A 17,433-nucleotide genomic window follows, 5' to 3' on the forward strand; every position below is an offset into this window, starting at 1 on the left:
ATGAAAACCTTCGCCAGATTTTTACCCGGTGATGCCATCATCCGGCTGCAGTGCGTGATTATTGTGGTGGTTGCCGTCGCGTTTTCGCTACTGCTGGGCGGGCGTTTCTTTAGCCTCGCCAACTTCCAGTCCATCGGCTCTCAGTTGCCTGTTCTTGGCATGCTGGCGCTGGGCATGGGAATGACGATGCTGACCGGCGGCATCAACCTGTCGATCATTGCAGGGGCGAACGCCTGCTCGCTGGTGATGGCGGCGATTATCGTCAGCCACCCGGATAACCCGCTGTTCTTCGCGCTGGCTTTGCTCGCTGGTATTGCCGTGGCGGTGGCAATCGGCACGCTGAACGGCGCGCTGGTCGCCTGGGTCGGCGTTTCGCCTATCCTTGCCACCCTCGGCACCATGACGCTGATTTCCGGCCTCAACATTTTGCTGTCTAACGGCACGGTGATTTCCGGCTTCCCGGCGGCGATTCAGTACCTGGGCAACGCCACGCTGCTCGGGATACCGGTCGCGCTGCTGCTGTTCCTGCTGGTTGCCGTTTTACTCTGGGTGCTGCTGGAGCACACCACGCTCGGGCGCAGTCTCTACCTGGTTGGCTCCAACGAACAGGCGACCCGCTACAGCGGCGTCAACACCGTGCGAGTGCAGATATCGGTGTACGTTATTTCCGCCCTGCTCGGCTGGGTGGCCGCCATTCTGATGATGGCTAAATTCAACTCGGCCAAAGCCGGGTACGGCGAGTCTTACCTGCTGGTGACCATCCTTGCCTCGGTGCTGGGCGGCATTAACCCGGACGGCGGTTTTGGCCGCGTTATCGGCCTGGTGCTGGCGCTCATCGTGCTGCAAATGCTGGAAAGTGGCTTTAATTTGCTGGGGATTAGCAGTTATCTGACCATGGCGCTCTGGGGCGCGGTGCTGATCCTCTTTATCGCATTACAGAATCGTAAAGCCTGAGTTCAGGAGAATCATTATGGCGAGTTACTTCATTGGGGTGGATGTAGGGACGGGGAGCGCCCGCGCGGGCGTCTTTGATCTGAATGGCAGAATGGTAGGCCAGGCCAGCCGGGCAATAGAGCTTTATCGCCCGCAGGCGGATTTCGTCGAGCAATCCTCGGACAACATCTGGCAGGCGGTCTGCAACGCGGTGCGGGATGCAGTAAACCAGGCCGATATTAACCCGATTCAGGTTAAGGGGCTGGGCTTCGACGCCACCTGTTCTCTGGTGGTGCTGGATAAAGAAGGCAAACCGCTGACCGTCAGCCCTTCCGGGCGCAGCGAACAAAACATCATCGTGTGGATGGATCACCGCGCCATTACCCAGGCCGACAGGATTAATGCCCTGCACCACCGCGTGCTGGATTACGTGGGCGGGATTATTTCCCCGGAGATGCAAACGCCAAAACTACTGTGGCTCAAGCAGCACATGCCGAATACCTGGTCGAACGCGGGCTACTATTTTGACCTGCCGGATTTCCTGACCTGGCGCGCCACCGGGGATGATACCCGCTCGCTCTGCTCCACCGTTTGTAAATGGACCTATATGGGCCACGAAGACAAATGGGACAGCAGCTACTTCCGTCAGATTGGGCTGGAAGATTTGCTGGAGCATGATGCGGAAAAAATTGGTCGCTATGTGAAAACCATGGGCGAACCGCTGGGCCACGGCCTGACCCAGCGTGCCGCAAGCGAAATGGGGCTGATTGCCGGTACCGCCGTCAGCGTTTCTATTATCGATGCTCATGCGGGCACGCTCGGCACACTCGGCGCCTGCGGCGTTTCAGGTGAAGTGGCAGACTTTGACCGCCGCGTGGCGCTGATCGGAGGCACCTCTACCGGCCATATGGCGATTTCAAAAGAGGCGCGCTTTATCAACGGCGTTTGGGGGCCGTATTATTCTGCGGTGCTGCCGGGTTACTGGCTCAACGAAGGCGGCCAGTCGGCTACCGGGGCGCTGATCGACCATATTATTCAGTCTCACCCATGCTATGAAACGCTGCTTGCCCAGGCGAAGGCTCAGGGCCAGACTATTTATGAACAGCTGAACGCCCTGCTGCGCAAAATGGCCGGTGAGCCGGAGAACATCGCCTTCCTGACGAAGGATATGCACATCCTGCCCTACTTCCACGGCAACCGCTCACCGCGCGCTAACCCGACGCTGACCGGCGTCATCAGCGGGCTGAAACTTTCCCGCACGCCGGAAGATATGGCCCTGCAATACCTGGCCACGATTCAGGCCATCGCGCTCGGCACCCGCCATATTATCGAAACCATGAACCACAGCGGCTACACCATCGACACCGTCATGGCGAGCGGCGGCGGCACCAAAAATCCAATCTTCGTTCAGGAACACGCCAACGCCACCGGCTGCGCCATGCTGCTGCCGGAAGAGAGCGAGGCGATGCTGCTGGGCAGCGCAATGATGGGCACCGTGGCGGCAGGCGTGTTTGACTCCTTCCCCGAAGCCATGTCGGTGATGAGCCGCATCGGTAAAACGGTCACGCCGCAAACCAACCGCATCAAGCAGTACTACGACCGCAAATACAAAGTGTTCCACGAGATGTATCTCGACCACATGAAGTATCGCCAGCTGATGCAGGAGGATGCATGAGCGCCTCCTGGCAACAGGCCGTCAACGCGTGGGAAACCTGCAGCCGCGAACTTGCGGCGCTGGAACACCATCTGGATGAGCCGCAGTGGCTCGCCTTGCTGGCCGAACTGAGAAACTGCAAAGGCAAGATTGTGGTCACCGGCGTAGGCACCTCCGGCATCGCGGCGAGAAAAATTGCCCATATGCTCGCCTGCGTGGAGCGCCCGGCGATTTATCTCAGCGCGACGGATGCAGCCCATGGCGATTTAGGTTTTTTACGTGAAGACGATCTGATGATTATGCTTTCGCGCGGCGGAAACTCTGATGAGCTAACGCGCCTGCTGCCGGGGCTGGAAACCCGAAAAGTACCGCTGATCAGCGTCACTGAGAATCCGAACTCGGCCATCGCCAAAGCGGCCAGGCTGGTGATATCCACCGGCGTGAAGAAGGAAATGGATCCGCTGAACATGCTGGCGACCACGTCGATAATCCTGGCGCTGGCGATTTTTGATGCCGCCTGCGCCTGCCTGATGAGCGAGAGCGGCTACTCGAAAGAGACGCTGCTGGCGGTTCATCCCGGTGGAGACGTCGGGCTGACGCTCAGCCAGCGGAAATAAAAAAGGCTCCCAATCGGGAGCCTTCTACATTTCAGCTTAACGGTTATGCGTAAACCGGGAAGCGGGCACAGATATCCAGCACTTTACCTTTGACGCGCTCGATCACCGCTTCGTCATTGATGTTGTCCAGAACGTCACACATCCAGCCAGCCAGCTCTTTCACTTCTGCTTCTTTGAAACCGCGGCGAGTGACAGCCGGAGAACCGATACGGATACCGGAAGTCACGAACGGGCTCTTCGGATCGTTTGGCACGCTGTTTTTGTTCACGGTGATGTTGGCGCGGCCCAGGGCAGCGTCAGCTTCTTTACCGGTCAGGTTTTTGTCCACCAGATCCAGCAGGAACAGGTGGTTTTCAGTCCCGCCGGAGACCACTTTGTAGCCACGGTTCAGGAACACTTCCACCATCGCTTTGGCGTTTTTGGCAACCTGCTGCTGGTAAACCTTGAACTCTGGCTCCATGGCTTCTTTCAGCGCCACGGCTTTGGCCGCGATAACGTGCATCAGCGGGCCGCCCTGCGCGCTTGGGAATACGGCAGAGTTCAGTTTCTTATAAAGATCTTCGTCGCCGCCCTTCGCCAGGATCAGGCCACCGCGTGGACCCGCCAGGGTTTTGTGGGTGGTGGTGGTCACAACGTGAGCGTGTGGCACCGGGTTCGGGTAAACGTCTGCGGCAATCAGACCCGCAACGTGTGCCATGTCAACGAACAGGTAAGCACCGATGCTGTCTGCGATTTCACGCATTTTTGCCCAGTCAACCACGCCGGAGTAGGCAGAGAAGCCGCCGATGATCATCTTCGGCTTGTGCTCTTTAGCCTGCTTAGCCATGTCTTCGTAGTCAATTTTACCGGACTCATCAATACCGTAAGGAATGATGTTGTACAGTTTGCCGGAGAAGTTAACCGGGGAGCCGTGAGTCAGGTGGCCGCCCTGCGCCAGATTCATACCCAGCACGGTATCGCCCGGCTGCAGCAGCGCGGTGTATACCGCGAAGTTAGCCTGGGAGCCGGAGTGCGGCTGCACGTTCGCATAGTCTGCGCCAAACAGCTCTTTGGCACGGTCGATAGCCAGCTGCTCGACGATATCCACATATTCGCAACCGCCGTAGTAGCGCTTGCCTGGGTAACCTTCAGCATATTTGTTTGTCAGCTGAGAACCCTGAGCCTGCATCACGCGCGGGCTGGTGTAGTTTTCGGAGGCGATCAGTTCAATGTGCTCTTCCTGACGTACTTTCTCTTGCTCCATGGCCTGCCACAGCTCGGCATCATAATCGGCAATGTTCATTTCACGCTTTAACATTCGCATCTCCTGACTCAGCTAACGGTAAAAATTTTACTGCAATGAGGGGGCCCTTTTGGGCGACGGGCAACAGTGTAAACCGAAACCCTTCCCGGTGATAGGGCTTGACAGAGGTTTTTACGCAAACGATTACCCAGGCATGAAATCAGGCTTTCAGGCAATAAAAGAAGCGCTTTTTTGCCGGATATTTCTTCATCAACGAGATGCGTATTTTTCATGTTCTGTGACCTCAGTCGTTAACAACGATAACCCATTTACAACATAAGGCCATTTCTATAAGATGCATTTAAAATGCAATTTATACACTACGCTGTTTATGGAGACCGCCATGCTAGACGCACAAACCATCGCCGTTGTTAAGTCGACTATCCCTCTGCTGGCCGCCACCGGCCCCAAGCTCACCGCCCACTTCTACGAGCGTATGTTCAGCCATAACCCTGAGCTGAAAGAGATTTTTAATATGAGCAACCAGCGCAACGGCGACCAGCGTGAAGCGCTGTTCAACGCTATTTGCGCCTATGCGGCAAACATTGAAAACCTGGCCGCGCTGCTGCCTGCCGTGGAGAAAATCGCCCAGAAGCACACCACCTTCCAGATCCAACCCGAGCAGTACAACATCGTGGGCGGCCACCTGCTGGCAACCCTGGACGAGATGTTCAGCCCGGGGCAGGAAGTGCTGGACGCGTGGGGTAAAGCCTACGGCGTGCTGGCTCAGGTCTTCATTAACCGCGAGTCGGAGATTTACCAGGATAACGCCGCTAAGCAGGGCGGTTGGGAAGGCACTCGTCCCTTCACCATCGTTGAGAAAAAGGAACAAAGCTCGCTGATCGCCAGCTTTGAACTGATTCCGCTCGACGGCGGCCCGGTGGCAGATTACCAGCCAGGACAATACCTTGGCGTCTGGCTGAAGCCCGCCGGTTTCCCGCATCAGGAAATTCGCCAGTATTCTTTGACCCGCCAGCCGAACGGTAAAAGCTACCGTATCGCCGTGAAGCGTGAAGATAAGGGCATGGTCTCAAACTGGCTGCACAATCACGCTCAGGCCGGGGATCGGGTGCATCTTGCCTCGCCGGCAGGGGATTTTTTCATGGACGTTAAACCAGAAACGCCGGTGACGCTGATCTCCGCAGGCGTGGGCCAAACGCCAATGCTTGCGATGCTGGATACGCTGGCGAACAGCGGCCATCAGGCACAGGTAAACTGGCTGCACGCTGCCGAACACGGCGGGGTCCACGCGTTCAACGAGGAAGTGAAAGGGCTTGGCGCTAAGCTGCCGAAGTTTGAAAGCCACGTCTGGTACCGCGAGCCGTCCGCAGAGGATCGTGAACTGGCGCGCTTTAACCGCACGGGGTTGATGAACTTGCTGGAAATTGAAGGGAAATTAAGCGACCCGGCGATGCAGTTTTATCTCTGCGGCCCGATCAACTTTATGCGTTTTGCCGCAGAACAGCTGGTGAAGATTGGCGTGGATAAAGACAGCATTCACTATGAGTGTTTTGGCCCGCACAAGGTGATGTAGTTCAGTACGGATGCCCCTCACCCCAGCCCTCTCCCCAAAGGGGCGAGGGGGTAAAGGACAGATTCTGCCCAAGGGTGAGGGTAAAAATCTACATCAAATCGCCGCGTCGTCTTCTTCACCGGTACGGATACGCACCACGCGCGCCACATCGAAGACGAAAATCTTGCCGTCGCCGATCTTGCCGGTCTGAGCCGTACGAATAATGGTATCCACGCAGGTATCAACGATGTCGTCGGTGACCACGATTTCAATTTTTACTTTCGGCAGAAAATCCACCATGTACTCGGCACCGCGGTACAGTTCGGTGTGCCCTTTCTGACGGCCAAAGCCTTTAACTTCCGTCACCGTCATGCCGGTGATGCCTACTTCAGCCAGCGCTTCACGCACATCGTCCAGTTTGAAAGGTTTAATAATCGCATCAATTTTTTTCATGGTATTACCGGTATCCCCGCGCGGCGTTTTTACTATTAGTAATCGGTTGCTCACACTATCACAGCCTACTCTTTAAAGTCATTGGCCTCGAGTTCATGCCTCGCCAGTAATTTATAGAATTCGGTTCGGTTACGCCCCGCCATACGTGCAGCATGGGTGACATTCCCCTTGGTAATTTGCAGCAGCTTACGTAGATAGTTTAGCTCGAACTGGTTGCGGGCTTCGACAAATGTCGGCAAGGCGGTGTTTTCACCTTCCAGCGCCTGCTCCACCAGCGCTTCGCCAATCACCGGGGCTGAGGTTAGCGCCACGCATTGCTCAATGACGTTCACCAGCTGGCGCACGTTACCCGGCCAGCTCGCCGTCATCAGGCGCTTCATGGCATCGGTCGAGAAACTACGAACGAACGGCTTATGCCTGTCGGCGGACTGACGTAATAAATGATTCGCCAGCAGCGGGATATCTTCAGCACGTTCGTGCAAGGCAGGGATTTTCAGGTTCACGACATTAAGGCGATAGAAGAGATCTTCACGAAACTCGCCGCGCTCCATCGCTTTAGGCAGGTCCCGGTGCGTGGCGGAGATAATGCGCACGTCAATGTCCAGGTCGCGGTTGCTGCCCAGCGGACGAACTTTCCGCTCCTGCAGGACACGCAGCAGCTTAACCTGGAGCGGAATCGGCATATCACCGATTTCATCGAGAAACAGGGTTCCGCCTTCCGCCGCCTGGAACAGCCCTTCACGGCTGCTGACCGCGCCGGTAAACGCCCCGCGCGCATGACCAAACAGCTCGGACTCCAGCAGCTGCTCCGGCAACGCGCCACAGTTAATGGCGATAAAAGCTTTTTTACTGCGTGGGCTGGCGTTGTGTATCGCCTGAGCCAGGATCTCTTTCCCGGTCCCGCTTTGCCCGTTAATCAACACGCTGACGTCCGACTGCGCCACCATGCGAGCCTGTTCGAGCAGGCGCTGCATAATTGGGCTGCGGGTCACAATGGTATCCCGCCACATGTCATCTCCGGCAATGACCGTATGCTCCAGCGCATTGTCGATGGCCTGATAGAGCGCATCTCTGTCTACCGGTTTAGTCAGGAAGCTGAACACGCCCTGCTGGGTCGCCGCCACGGCATCCGGAATGGAACCGTGGGCGGTCAGAATGATCACCGGCAATCCCGGCTGACCTTTTTGGATCTCCGCGAACAGCGCCATGCCGTCCATTTCATCCATTCTGAGATCGCTAATCACCAGATCGATTTTTTCTCGCGCAAGGACCTTCAGCCCTTCGGCGCCGCTTTCCGCCGTGGTGACCGTATAGCCCTCGCTCGAAAGGCGCATTCCCAGCAGCTTGAGCAGGCCAGGATCGTCATCCACTAACAATAAGCGCGCGGGTTTCCTTTGCGTCATGGTTTTGCCTCCGGCTGCGATTTGTTTGAAGCGTCGTCATCGTTGTCGTCCGAACTGTGCGTGTCCGGCACTAAATTGCTTCCCGGCTTGCGGCTTGAAAGCTGACGTTCAATATCGGTAAGGTTTTCCAGCTTGCGCGTGGTGAGGTCAAGCTGGCTGCGCAGGCGCTGCTGCTGCTCGCGCAGCGTATCCAGCTCGCCGTCGGTTGATTGCTGAAGCTTGCTGTAGCGCGTGCGCTCATCCGAGAGTTTGAGCAAAGAAGACTGGCCGTCGCGCCAAATCTCAAACAGAGAACGGACCTGCACCGGCACCTCATGGGTCATGGTGTCGAGCTGGGTCATGTAGCGGCGGCGCTCGGTCGGGGTAATTTTAGCCGTAGAGAGCAAAATGCCGCGCTTGAACGTATCCTGCCAGGTTTCTGCCGGCCACTGCCGAGCTTCCGCCCTGGCTTCTGCCGGCGGCAGGCGCTGGGCGCAGTCCATGCCGCGCAGCCAGTAAAGTGGATTGCTGCTGACGTCATGCCCCGTCAGCGCCCATATTTCGGCGCAGTCCGTGGACAGGTAATCAGGAATTTGTTGTTCCGGGATATGCGGTTTGTGGGCCTCGTCAAGGCTGCTGGAAACGCTTTTGGCCACGCAGCCCGTCAGCAGTGCGGCACCTGCCAGTGCGCCGGATACCCAGCAAATGAGGCGAGGCAAAGCCCCGCGGCGTGGCTCACGCAATAAAAGTACTTTCATCGTTTTAATCATTCTCAGGGAAAACCGGTAATTCGATACGGAAACAAACTTCCGCGCTGTTAGCGTTAATCAGGCTAAGCTTTCCGTGCATGCGTCGAATGCAATCCCTGGCGATACTCAGTCCCAGGCCACTTCCCTTTACCGAACCCTTCCGCTGGTGACTACCCTGGAAGAAAGGCTCAAAAATCATCTCTTGTTCCGTCGCCGGAATCGGTTCGCCGGTATTCGCGACCTCAATGTGCAACATCGCGCCAACCTGCGAACTACGGAGATAAATGGTACCGGATTCACTGCCATAGTGCACCGCATTGGAGTAGAGATTATCCAGCACGCTCATCAGCAGAGTCGTTTCTGCCAGGCAGGCTTTCGGGCTTAGCTGAATCTCGGTATGCATCATTTTAGCTCTCGCCGGCAGGCTGTGCGCAGAGATAACCATTTCTAGCAGCGGGGCCAGCTCGACCTTTTCCAGCGTTATCGCGGCGTCCGCCAGCTTGCGGTTATAGTCCAGCAGCTGTTCAATCAGCCTTTGCAGATGGCGGCTGCTGCTGTCGAGTATGGCCACAACCTCTTTCTGGTCGGCATTTAGCGGCCCGGCAACCTGATCGGCAAGCAGTTCCGTCCCTTCCCGCATGCTGGCAAGAGGCGTTTTTAATTCATGGGAAAGATGGCGGAGAAATTCATGCCGCTGGGATTCAAGCCAGGCCAGGCGCTCGCTAAGCCAGACAATGCGCTGCCCCACGGAGCGTAGCTCTCTTGGCCCTTTAAACACCTCGCTATTGCCAAGCGTACGCCCTTCCCCCAGCCGATTGATCATCCGTTCAATGCCTTTGACCGGGCCGATAATCATACGGGTGAAGATGATAACCAGGCCAAGGCTCAGCAGAAACAGCACCAGCGCCTGCCAGCCGAAGAACTGGCCTCGCTCGGCGATTTCCTGCTGAAGCTGTTGCCCACGGGAGAACACCACCGTCCTGGTCGCCTGAACCATTTCGGCATTGGCCGAAGCAAACTGTTCAAGCTGGTTCGCCGCCGCGGCTTCTGGCCCGCTGTTTTTACATTTTAGTTCGGTAAGGTCGCTCAATGACTGACTGAGCGATTGATAAAGCCTGGGATCGGGTAGAACAGATGAATGGGCTTCGAGCATTTGAGCATAGCGCTGGCGCTGGCCCTGATACAGTTGAGCAAGGCGGGAGTCATCCAGCACGCAGTATTGCCGGTAGCTGCGCTCCATTTCCAGAGCAATATTGGTCATCGCCTCGCTGCGGCGAGCGTCAATCAGCGTGGTGCGGTTAGTCAGCGCGGCCTGGGCGCTTAGCGCGTTCAGGCTTTGCCAGGCCTGCCAGGCAAGCACCAGCAGCGGTACCAGCACTAATAAGAAGGCCATCATGACAAGCTGGCGCAAAGATCGAGGGAAAAAATGCCACTGGTTCAATAGCTTCATCTCACATTACCTGTATGACACGATGCTAGCCGCGATTGCGCGTGGTGGAAAGATGAGTTTGCCAGAAACAATAAAGGCAGGGTCAAAAACCCTGCCTTTACTTAGGAATTAGGTGGTGCCTTACTCAACGTTTCGCCCGGAGCATGATAAGCCCGAAGGCATTTATCAAATATTGGACGGCAGGCACCTTTTTGTGCGTCATTCGGCGGTTTATGTAGTCTGTCTGAGAAGACGCTGACATAAGAGATTGAATGAGCCACTGGCTGTTATTAAGCAGGTATCGTGCCAACTTTAACTAAATGAAACTAACATATTGTTTTAATTGATATTAATTGATTAACGCAAAGAATATATTGTGACTGTTTTTTATTCTTAGTGTCGCCATTTTGCAACACTCTTTAACAACAACCACCAAACCAATAAATATCAATGACTTAAACGTCTCCTTTTGGAGACACATTAAAAGTGGATATGTCGGGATTTAGTGACAAAAAAGCCCCTCACCCTGGCCCTCCCCCCAGAGGGGCGAGGGAAACGGATCGGAGCCTTTCAACTTTTTTCCCCCTCTCCCTTTTAGGGAGAGGGCGGGGTGAGGGTAATCAGCCCAGCTGTTTACGCGCGTTACGGAAAATGCGCATCCACGGGCTGTCTTCGCCCCACTCTGCCGGGTGCCAGGAGTTGCTCACGGTGCGGAACACACGCTCAGGGTGCGGCATCATGATTGTCACACGGCCGCTTTCGTTACTCACTGCCGTTATCCCGTTCGGTGAACCGTTCGGGTTAGCCGGATAGGTTTCCGTCACGTTCGCGAAGTTATCCACGAAGCGCAGCGCCACCAGCCCTTTGCTCTCAAGCGCGGCGAGATGAGCGGCATCACGGACTTCCACGCGACCTTCACCGTGAGAAACCGCGATAGGCATATGCGAACCAGCCATGCCCTGCAGCAGCAGCGATGGGCTTGAAGTCACTTCAACCAGGCTGAAGCGCGCTTCAAAGCGATCGGACTGGTTACGCACAAAGCGCGGCCACAAATCACTGCCTGGAATCAGTTCACGCAGGTTGGACATCATCTGACAGCCGTTACAGACGCCAAGCGCCAGCGTTTCCGGGCGATGGAAGAAGGTTTCAAACTCATCGCGCACGCGAGCGTTGAACAGGATGGACTTCGCCCAGCCTTCCCCTGCACCCAGCACGTCGCCGTAAGAGAAGCCGCCGCAGGCCACCAGCGTGTGGAAACTTTCCAGACCGGTGCGGCCCGCCAGCAGGTCACTCATGTGAACGTCAATGGCGTCAAAGCCAGCACGGTGGAAGGCGGCAGCCATCTCAACGTGGGAGTTAACGCCCTGCTCGCGCAGGATAGCCACTTTAGGGCGCGCGCCGGTTGCGATGAACGGCGCGGCAATATCTTCTTTGATATCAAAGTTCAGCTTCACGTTAAGGCCAGGATCGTTGTCGTTAGCCTTCGCGTTGTGCTCTTCGTCGGCACAGGCCGGGTTATCACGCAGGCGCTGCATCTGCCAGGTGGTTTCTGCCCACCACATACGCAGCGTGGTACGACTTTCGCTGAACACCGCATGACCGTCAGCGCTGATGGTGAACCGGTCACCTTCAACGGCCTTACCGAGATAATGCACGCAATCCGCCAGGCCGTGTTCGGCCAACAGCGCCTCCACGCCCTCACGATCTTCGGCACGAACCTGGATAACGCCACCCAGCTCTTCGTTAAACAATGCGGCCAGGCGATCGCTGCCGAGGCCTGCGATGTCAACATCCACGCCGCAGTGGCCGGTAAAGGCCATTTCCGCCAGGGTGACCAGCAGGCCGCCGTCGGAGCGGTCGTGCCAGGCCAGCAGTTTGCGATCTGCAACCAGCGCCTGCATCGCGTCCCAGAAGCCTTTAAGCTGCTCAACGCTGCGCACGTCCGCTGGCTTGTCACCCAACTGGCGGTAAACCTGAGACAGCGCGGTGGCGCCCAGCGCGTTGTGGCCTTTGCCTAAATCGATCAGCAGCAGGGCGTTATCTTCGGTGCCAAGCTGCGGAGTCACGGTGCCACGCACGTCTTCCACGCGGGCAAACGCGGTAATCACCAGCGACAGCGGAGAAGTCATCTCGCGCTGCTCGTTACCTTCCTGCCAGCGGGTTTTCATCGACATGGAGTCTTTGCCAACCGGGATGGTTATCCCCAGCGCCGGACAAAGCTCTTCGCCAACGGCCTTAACCGCTTCATACAGACCAGCGTCTTCACCAGGGTGACCGGCTGCGGCCATCCAGTTTGCAGACAGTTTGATGCGCTTCAGGGAACCGATTTGGGTTGCCGCGATGTTGGTTAATGCTTCGCCTACGGCCAGGCGACCGGAAGCCGCAAAGTCCAGCAGCGCAACTGGCGCACGTTCGCCGATAGACATCGCTTCGCCGTAGTAGCTATCCAGGCTGGCGGTGGTGACCGCGCAGTTTGCGACCGGGATCTGCCACGGGCCAACCATCTGATCGCGGGACACCATACCGGTTACCGTACGGTCGCCGATGGTCACGAGGAAGGTTTTTTCAGCCACCGTCGGCAGATGCAGAACGCGTTTCACCGCATCGGCAATGGAGATCTCGCTGCTGTTGAAGACTTCACCTTTGGCTTTCAGCGTCTCGACGTTACGCTCCATCTTCGGCGTTTTGCCGAGCAGCACGTCCAGCGGCATATCAATAGGCTGATTATCAAAGTGGCTGTCGTTGAGCGTCAGGTGCTGTTCGGTGGTGGCTTCCCCAATCACCGCATACGGCGCGCGCTCGCGGCGGCAAAGTTCGTCAAACAGCGGCAGCTGCTCTGGCGCAACGGCCAGCACGTAGCGCTCCTGGGATTCGTTACACCAGACTTCAAGCGGGCTCATGCCCGGCTCGTCGTTAAGAATGTCGCGCAGTTCAAAGCGGCCGCCGCGGCCACCATCGCTGACCAGCTCAGGCATGGCGTTAGACAGGCCACCCGCGCCAACGTCGTGGATAAACAGAATCGGGTTGTCTTCGCCCATCTGCCAGCAGCGGTCGATCACTTCCTGACAGCGGCGTTCCATTTCCGGGTTATCACGCTGAACGGAAGCAAAATCTAAATCGGCATCGGACTGGCCGGATGCCATAGACGACGCTGCACCGCCGCCGAGGCCGATGTTCATCGCCGGGCCACCCAGCACAATCAGCTTAGCGCCAGGGGTGATTTCGCCCTTCTGCACATGGTCGGCCCGGATGTTACCGATGCCGCCGGCGAGCATGATAGGTTTGTGGTAGCCGCGCAGCTCTACGCCGTTGTGGCTGTTAACCTGCTCTTCGTAGGTACGGAAGTAGCCGGTCAGCGCCGGACGGCCAAATTCGTTGTTGAATGCCGCCCCGCCCAGTGGGCCTTCGGTCATGATATCCAGCGCGGTAACGATGCGGTCTGGCTTACCAAAATCCTGTTCCCACGGCTGTTCAAAGCCTGGAATACGCAGGTTGGAAACGGAGAAACCGACCAGGCCAGCTTTTGGCTTGGCACCGCGCCCGGTAGCGCCTTCGTCACGGATTTCACCGCCGGAACCCGTTGCTGCACCCGGCCACGGGGAGATAGCGGTCGGGTGGTTGTGGGTTTCAACCTTCATCAGGATATGCGCCTCTTCCTGATGGAAGTCGTAGCGCCCCGCCTCACGATCGGCGAAGAAGCGCCCCACGGCTGAACCTTCCATGACCGCCGCGTTGTCTTTATAGGCAGACAGCACGTAATCCGGCGTTTTCTCGAAGGTATTTTTGATCATCTTGAACAGGGACTTCGGCTGCTTCTGCCCGTCGATAATCCAGTCGGCGTTAAAGATTTTATGGCGACAGTGTTCGGAGTTCGCCTGAGCAAACATGTACAGTTCGATGTCGTTCGGGTTGCGGCCAAGCTTGCTGAACGCATCCTGCAGGTAGTCGATTTCGTCTTCCGCCAGCGCCAGGCCCAGACGGATATTCGCCTCCACCAGCGCGTTACGCCCTTTGCCGAGCAGGTCAACGCTCTGCACCGGAGCGGGCTGCTGCCGGGTAAACAGCTGCTGCGCATCGTTCAGAGAGGTAAACACGCTCTCCATCATGCGGTCGTGCAGCAGCGCGGCAACGTCCTGCAGCTGTTCGGCGGTCAGCGTGCTGCCGGTAACGTACCAGGCCACGCCGCGCTCAAGGCGCTTAATCTGTGGCAGATCGCAGTTGTGGGCAATGTCGGTGGCTTTAGAAGACCAGGGGGAGATGGTGCCAGGGCGCGGGGTGACCAGCAGCAAGGTTCCTTCAGGCGCATGTTCTGCGAGAGTTGGACCATACTTCAACAGCCGCTGCAGGCGAGCAAGCTCATCAGCGTTCAGCGGAGCTTCGAGGTCGGCAAAATGAACATACTCGGCATAAATGTCGCTTACCGGGAGGTTAGCATCGTTAAAACGGGCCAGGAGTTTGTTAATACGAAATGCCGAAAGAGCAGGCGAACCACGCAGAATTTCCATCATTAAAGATCTCTCGTCTTCAGGGCGAAGGGGGGAAAACGGGCGTCATTATAGAGAATCCTCCGCCGTGACGAAACCGTTTGCGTAGAAATAACAGCAGAAGTTTTTATTGCACGAAAAGTAAACGATATATTCTTAAAAGTTGCTTACTGGCGTTTTCTTACGCAAAATGCGCCTCATTCACTCACGGGGTTCAGACAAATCATGTTTATTGTTGGCTAAGGCTTATCCTGCTGCAGAATGTTATCTATTTGAAAAGAATAAAGATTAATTATCTGCTTATCGGTATCGTCACCTTGTTGCTGGCAGTGGCATTATGGCCCTCCATTCCAGGTTTCAATCAGGCCGAAAACCGTATCGCCGCGATAAAAGCGCGGGGGGTTCTGCGCGTCAGTACCATTTCATCGCCGCTCACCTGGACGATGATTAACGGCAAGGCGACCGGACTTGATTATGAGCTCGCCAGCGAGTTTGCAGATTACCTGGGCGTGAAGCTCAAAGTCGTGGTACGGCCAAACATCAACGCGTTGTTCGACGACCTGGACAATGACAAAGCCGACCTGCTTGCCGCCGGGCTGGTGTATAACTCGCGCCGCAGCAGCGATTACCAGGCAGGGCCAACCTATTACTCGGTTTCGCAGCAAATGGTTTACCGCGTGGGCAGCCCACGTCCGAAGTCACTTGGCGGCGTCAAACCTTCGCAGCTGGTGCTCTCTTCCGGCCAGGCTGTGGTGAGCGATCTGCAAAAGCTAAAGGAAAGCCAGTATCCCGATCTTAGTTGGAGCATTGACGCCAAACAGACCAGTAATCAGCTTCTGCAGCAGGTGGTGGACGGTAATATCGCCTTTACTATCTCTGATAGTATCGCCATCAGTATTTTCCAGCGCGTACATCCTCAGCTGGCCGTCGCTCTGGACGTGACCGATGAACAGCCTGTTACCTGGTTTTCGGCGCGTGACGGCGACGACAGCATGAGCGCCGCCCTGCTCGATTTCTACAATCAGATTAGCAGCAACGGCACACTGGCAAGGCTTGAGGAAAAATATCTCGGCCATATCGGTGATTTTGATTACGTCGATACCCGAACCTTCCTGAATGCGGTGGATGCAGTTCTGCCGGACCTTCAGCCGCTGTTTGAAAAATACGCCGACGAAATCGACTGGCCGCTGCTGGCCGCAATCTCCTATCAGGAATCCCACTGGGATACCCACGCTACTTCGCCAACCGGCGTGCGCGGGATGATGATGTTGACGAAAAATACAGCACAGAGTCTTGGGGTCGTCGACAGGCTGGATGCAGAGCAAAGCATCAGCGGCGGCAGCCGTTATCTGAAAGATATGATGAGCAAAGTGCCGAGCTCAGTCCCGGAATACGAACGCATCTGGTTCGCGCTGGCGGCCTACAACATGGGCTATGCCCATATGCTCGATGCTCGTCAGCTGACGGCAAAACAGAAAGGCAACCCGGACAGCTGGGCCGATGTGAAGACACGCCTGCCGCTGCTTAGCCTTAAGCCTTATTACAGCAAAACAACCTATGGATATGCTCGTGGACACGAGGCTTACGCGTATGTGGAAAACATCCGCAAGTATCAGCTTAGTCTGGAAGGGTATTTACAGGAGAAAGAGAAAAAAACGGCTCAGGTGGACAAATTTGCCGAGGCTTACCCTGCGGTCGCCCCGATAGAGCTGGCTAATCCGACCTATGGGCCTTTTCCTTTAGGGCCTTTTTCTCAAGACGACGAGCGCGAAAAAAATCGCTCAGCATGGCTGAGCACTCTGACGCGAGCACCCCTTCACTGACCTGCACCTGATGGTTCATCCCGGGATGGCCGAGTACGTCCATCAGCGAACCAATTGCGCCCGTTTTGGCGTCACGCGCGCCAAACACTAAGCGGCCAATGCGGCTGTGCACCATCGCCCCTGCGCACATGACGCAAGGTTCAAGCGTGACGTAGAGCGTGGTATCCAGCAGACGATAGTTTTGCAGCACCAGTCCGCCCTGGCGAAGCGCCATAATTTCAGCATGGGCCGTAGGGTCGTGACGGCCTATAGGGCGATTCCAGCCTTCACCAATGACCTGGTTGTTATGCACCAGCACCGCGCCGACGGGCACTTCACCTTCATCCCACGCCCGCTGAGCGAGGGTCAGGGCATGACGCATCCAGTGTTCATGGGTAAATTCTGTCTCTGACACAACGCTCTCCGCGGCATAAGTGGGCGGCGCATTATACACACCGCTTAACGGATTCAAAACGCCCTACTCGAGCTGCTGCAACTCTCCCTGCGGCGTGACGCGCCAGCGATGCTCGCAGAAATACAGCAGCGGATTGTCCTGATGGCTGTCGCTGTAGCCGCTGTAAAGCCGCAGCGGGGCTCCTATGTGCTGCTCCAGCTGAACCACTTTTTCATGGCCGAGGCAGCGAAGGGTAACAATCCACCCTCCATAGCCTCGTGCAATCTGCGTGGCAATCACCTTCACCTCCGGCAGCCACGGCGTATCAAAATAGACCTTCTCAACCAACGGCTGAGGCGAGCCTGTAATCAGCCAGACGTCAGCATTCGCGCTGTGCAAATAGTCCGTCAGCCGCTGCTGGACAACGGGAAATGCCTTCACCTTCTTGCGAAACCAGACTGCGAAATCGCTCTGCAGTTGCTGCAGGCGAGCCTCACTTCGCCCAAACGTCGCGCCCCACAGCAGCAGGCTCATCGGCTGGCGGGCAGCGCTACCTTGAATAAGCATCATGCCTCCGACCAGAGGCAGCAGTAAAACCACCAGCAGCGCGTTCAACGGCAGACGGCGCAGGAGGTAAAACAGAAAACTGCCGAACATGTCCTGCTGATGTAAGGTGCCATCCAAATCAAAAAAGACGACGCGGCGCGGGTGGTGGGTAGTCAATACGGGCTCCTTTAAGAC

General features: G+C 56.6%; 14 protein-coding genes. 5 read left to right on the forward strand and 9 right to left on the reverse strand.

All coding sequences use genetic code 11. From position 1 onward, the window contains the following. The 3 genes from ACE38U_RS05140 to ACE38U_RS05150 are packed head-to-tail and all read left to right on the forward strand — an operon-like array spanning position 1 to position 3,204. Positions 1-954, forward strand: a complete 954-nt coding sequence (locus ACE38U_RS05140) for an ABC transporter permease (RefSeq protein ID WP_038479914.1) — start codon at positions 1-3, stop codon at positions 952-954. Positions 955-970: 16 nt separating this feature from the next. Then, positions 971-2,608, forward strand: a complete 1,638-nt coding sequence (locus ACE38U_RS05145; protein WP_038479911.1) for an FGGY-family carbohydrate kinase — start codon at positions 971-973, stop codon at positions 2,606-2,608. Continuing rightward, positions 2,605-3,204, forward strand: coding sequence for an SIS domain-containing protein (locus ACE38U_RS05150; protein WP_375529290.1), 600 nt, complete (start codon positions 2,605-2,607; stop codon positions 3,202-3,204). The genes ACE38U_RS05145 and ACE38U_RS05150 overlap by 4 nt, the downstream gene beginning before the upstream one ends. Before the next feature lie 43 nt (positions 3,205-3,247). On the opposite strand, the gene glyA is transcribed toward ACE38U_RS05150, so the two are convergent. Beyond that, positions 3,248-4,501: a serine hydroxymethyltransferase gene (gene glyA / locus ACE38U_RS05155; RefSeq protein WP_038479905.1), complete on the reverse strand. Its 1,254-nt coding sequence runs from the start codon at positions 4,499-4,501 to the stop codon at positions 3,248-3,250. Between the two features lie 14 nt (positions 4,502-4,515). Beyond that, on the reverse strand, positions 4,516-4,719 hold the full coding sequence (locus ACE38U_RS05160; protein WP_144244059.1) for a hypothetical protein: 204 nt from the start codon (positions 4,717-4,719) through the stop codon (positions 4,516-4,518). A gap of 110 nt (positions 4,720-4,829) precedes the next feature. Here ACE38U_RS05160 and hmpA point away from each other — a divergent pair, with 110 nt between their 5' ends. Then, complete coding sequence (gene hmpA / locus ACE38U_RS05165) at positions 4,830-6,020, forward strand: NO-inducible flavohemoprotein (protein ID WP_038479902.1); 1,191 nt, start codon at positions 4,830-4,832, stop codon at positions 6,018-6,020. A 93-nt stretch (positions 6,021-6,113) separates the two neighbouring features. Here hmpA and glnB read toward each other — a convergent pair whose 3' ends face one another. The 5 genes from glnB to purL all read right to left on the reverse strand — a co-directional run bounded on the left by glnB (position 6,114) and on the right by purL (position 14,520). Beyond that, on the reverse strand, positions 6,114-6,452 hold the full coding sequence (glnB, locus tag ACE38U_RS05170; protein WP_002438074.1) for a nitrogen regulatory protein P-II: 339 nt from the start codon (positions 6,450-6,452) through the stop codon (positions 6,114-6,116). Between the two features lie 65 nt (positions 6,453-6,517). Continuing rightward, a complete protein-coding gene (gene glrR / locus ACE38U_RS05175) occupies positions 6,518-7,855 on the reverse strand; it encodes a two-component system response regulator GlrR (protein WP_038479897.1) in 1,338 nt (445 codons plus the stop codon). Continuing rightward, the gene (gene qseG / locus ACE38U_RS05180) at positions 7,852-8,604 is read right to left on the reverse strand and encodes a two-component system QseEF-associated lipoprotein QseG (RefSeq protein ID WP_038479894.1); all 753 of its coding nucleotides are present in this window, start codon (positions 8,602-8,604) and stop codon (positions 7,852-7,854) included. The genes glrR and qseG overlap by 4 nt, the downstream gene beginning before the upstream one ends. After that, positions 8,597-10,033 carry a sensor histidine kinase gene (locus ACE38U_RS05185; RefSeq protein WP_375529291.1) on the reverse strand — a complete coding sequence of 479 codons (1,437 nt, stop codon included), beginning with the start codon at positions 10,031-10,033 and terminating at the stop codon, positions 8,597-8,599. Before ACE38U_RS05185 ends, qseG begins: the two co-directional genes overlap by 8 nt. Before the next feature lie 599 nt (positions 10,034-10,632). Beyond that, positions 10,633-14,520: a phosphoribosylformylglycinamidine synthase gene (purL, locus tag ACE38U_RS05190; RefSeq protein ID WP_038479888.1), complete on the reverse strand. Its 3,888-nt coding sequence runs from the start codon at positions 14,518-14,520 to the stop codon at positions 10,633-10,635. 248 nt (positions 14,521-14,768) lie between these two features. Here purL and mltF point away from each other — a divergent pair, with 248 nt between their 5' ends. Further along, entirely contained in the window at positions 14,769-16,319 is a 1,551-nt protein-coding gene (gene mltF / locus ACE38U_RS05195) for a membrane-bound lytic murein transglycosylase MltF (RefSeq protein ID WP_375529292.1), read from the forward strand. Here mltF and tadA read toward each other — a convergent pair. Both tadA and yfhb read right to left on the reverse strand, forming a co-directional pair. Continuing rightward, positions 16,210-16,680, reverse strand: coding sequence for a tRNA adenosine(34) deaminase TadA (tadA, locus tag ACE38U_RS05200; RefSeq protein WP_218167090.1), 471 nt, complete (start codon positions 16,678-16,680; stop codon positions 16,210-16,212). The genes mltF and tadA overlap by 110 nt on opposite strands. A 96-nt stretch (positions 16,681-16,776) precedes the next feature. Then, a complete protein-coding gene (gene yfhb, locus ACE38U_RS05205; RefSeq protein WP_038479880.1) occupies positions 16,777-17,415 on the reverse strand; it encodes a phosphatidylglycerophosphatase C in 639 nt (212 codons plus the stop codon). Positions 17,416-17,433 lie beyond the last annotated feature (18 nt).

The sequence above is a fragment of the Cedecea selenatireducens genome, assembly GCF_042138895.1.
Classification (GTDB): domain Bacteria; phylum Pseudomonadota; class Gammaproteobacteria; order Enterobacterales; family Enterobacteriaceae; genus Cedecea; species Cedecea selenatireducens.

What these genes read in the sequence shown, in the direction of transcription:
- purL (WP_038479888.1), bottom strand. Translation starts at nt 14,520, where the DNA reads ATGATGGAAATTCTGCGTGGTTCGCCTGCTCTTTCGGCATTTCGTATT.
- hmpA (WP_038479902.1), top strand. Translation starts at nt 4,830, where the DNA reads ATGCTAGACGCACAAACCATCGCCGTTGTTAAGTCGACTATCCCTCTG.
- glrR (WP_038479897.1), bottom strand. Translation starts at nt 7,855, where the DNA reads ATGACGCAAAGGAAACCCGCGCGCTTATTGTTAGTGGATGACGATCCT.
- ACE38U_RS05140 (WP_038479914.1), top strand. Translation starts at nt 1, where the DNA reads ATGAAAACCTTCGCCAGATTTTTACCCGGTGATGCCATCATCCGGCTG.
- tadA (WP_218167090.1), bottom strand. Translation starts at nt 16,680, where the DNA reads ATGCGTCATGCCCTGACCCTCGCTCAGCGGGCGTGGGATGAAGGTGAA.
- glnB (WP_002438074.1), bottom strand. Translation starts at nt 6,452, where the DNA reads ATGAAAAAAATTGATGCGATTATTAAACCTTTCAAACTGGACGATGTG.
- ACE38U_RS05145 (WP_038479911.1), top strand. Translation starts at nt 971, where the DNA reads ATGGCGAGTTACTTCATTGGGGTGGATGTAGGGACGGGGAGCGCCCGC.
- glyA (WP_038479905.1), bottom strand. Translation starts at nt 4,501, where the DNA reads ATGTTAAAGCGTGAAATGAACATTGCCGATTATGATGCCGAGCTGTGG.
- qseG (WP_038479894.1), bottom strand. Translation starts at nt 8,604, where the DNA reads ATGATTAAAACGATGAAAGTACTTTTATTGCGTGAGCCACGCCGCGGG.
- ACE38U_RS05185 (WP_375529291.1), bottom strand. Translation starts at nt 10,033, where the DNA reads ATGAAGCTATTGAACCAGTGGCATTTTTTCCCTCGATCTTTGCGCCAG.
- ACE38U_RS05150 (WP_375529290.1), top strand. Translation starts at nt 2,605, where the DNA reads ATGAGCGCCTCCTGGCAACAGGCCGTCAACGCGTGGGAAACCTGCAGC.
- ACE38U_RS05160 (WP_144244059.1), bottom strand. Translation starts at nt 4,719, where the DNA reads ATGAAAAATACGCATCTCGTTGATGAAGAAATATCCGGCAAAAAAGCG.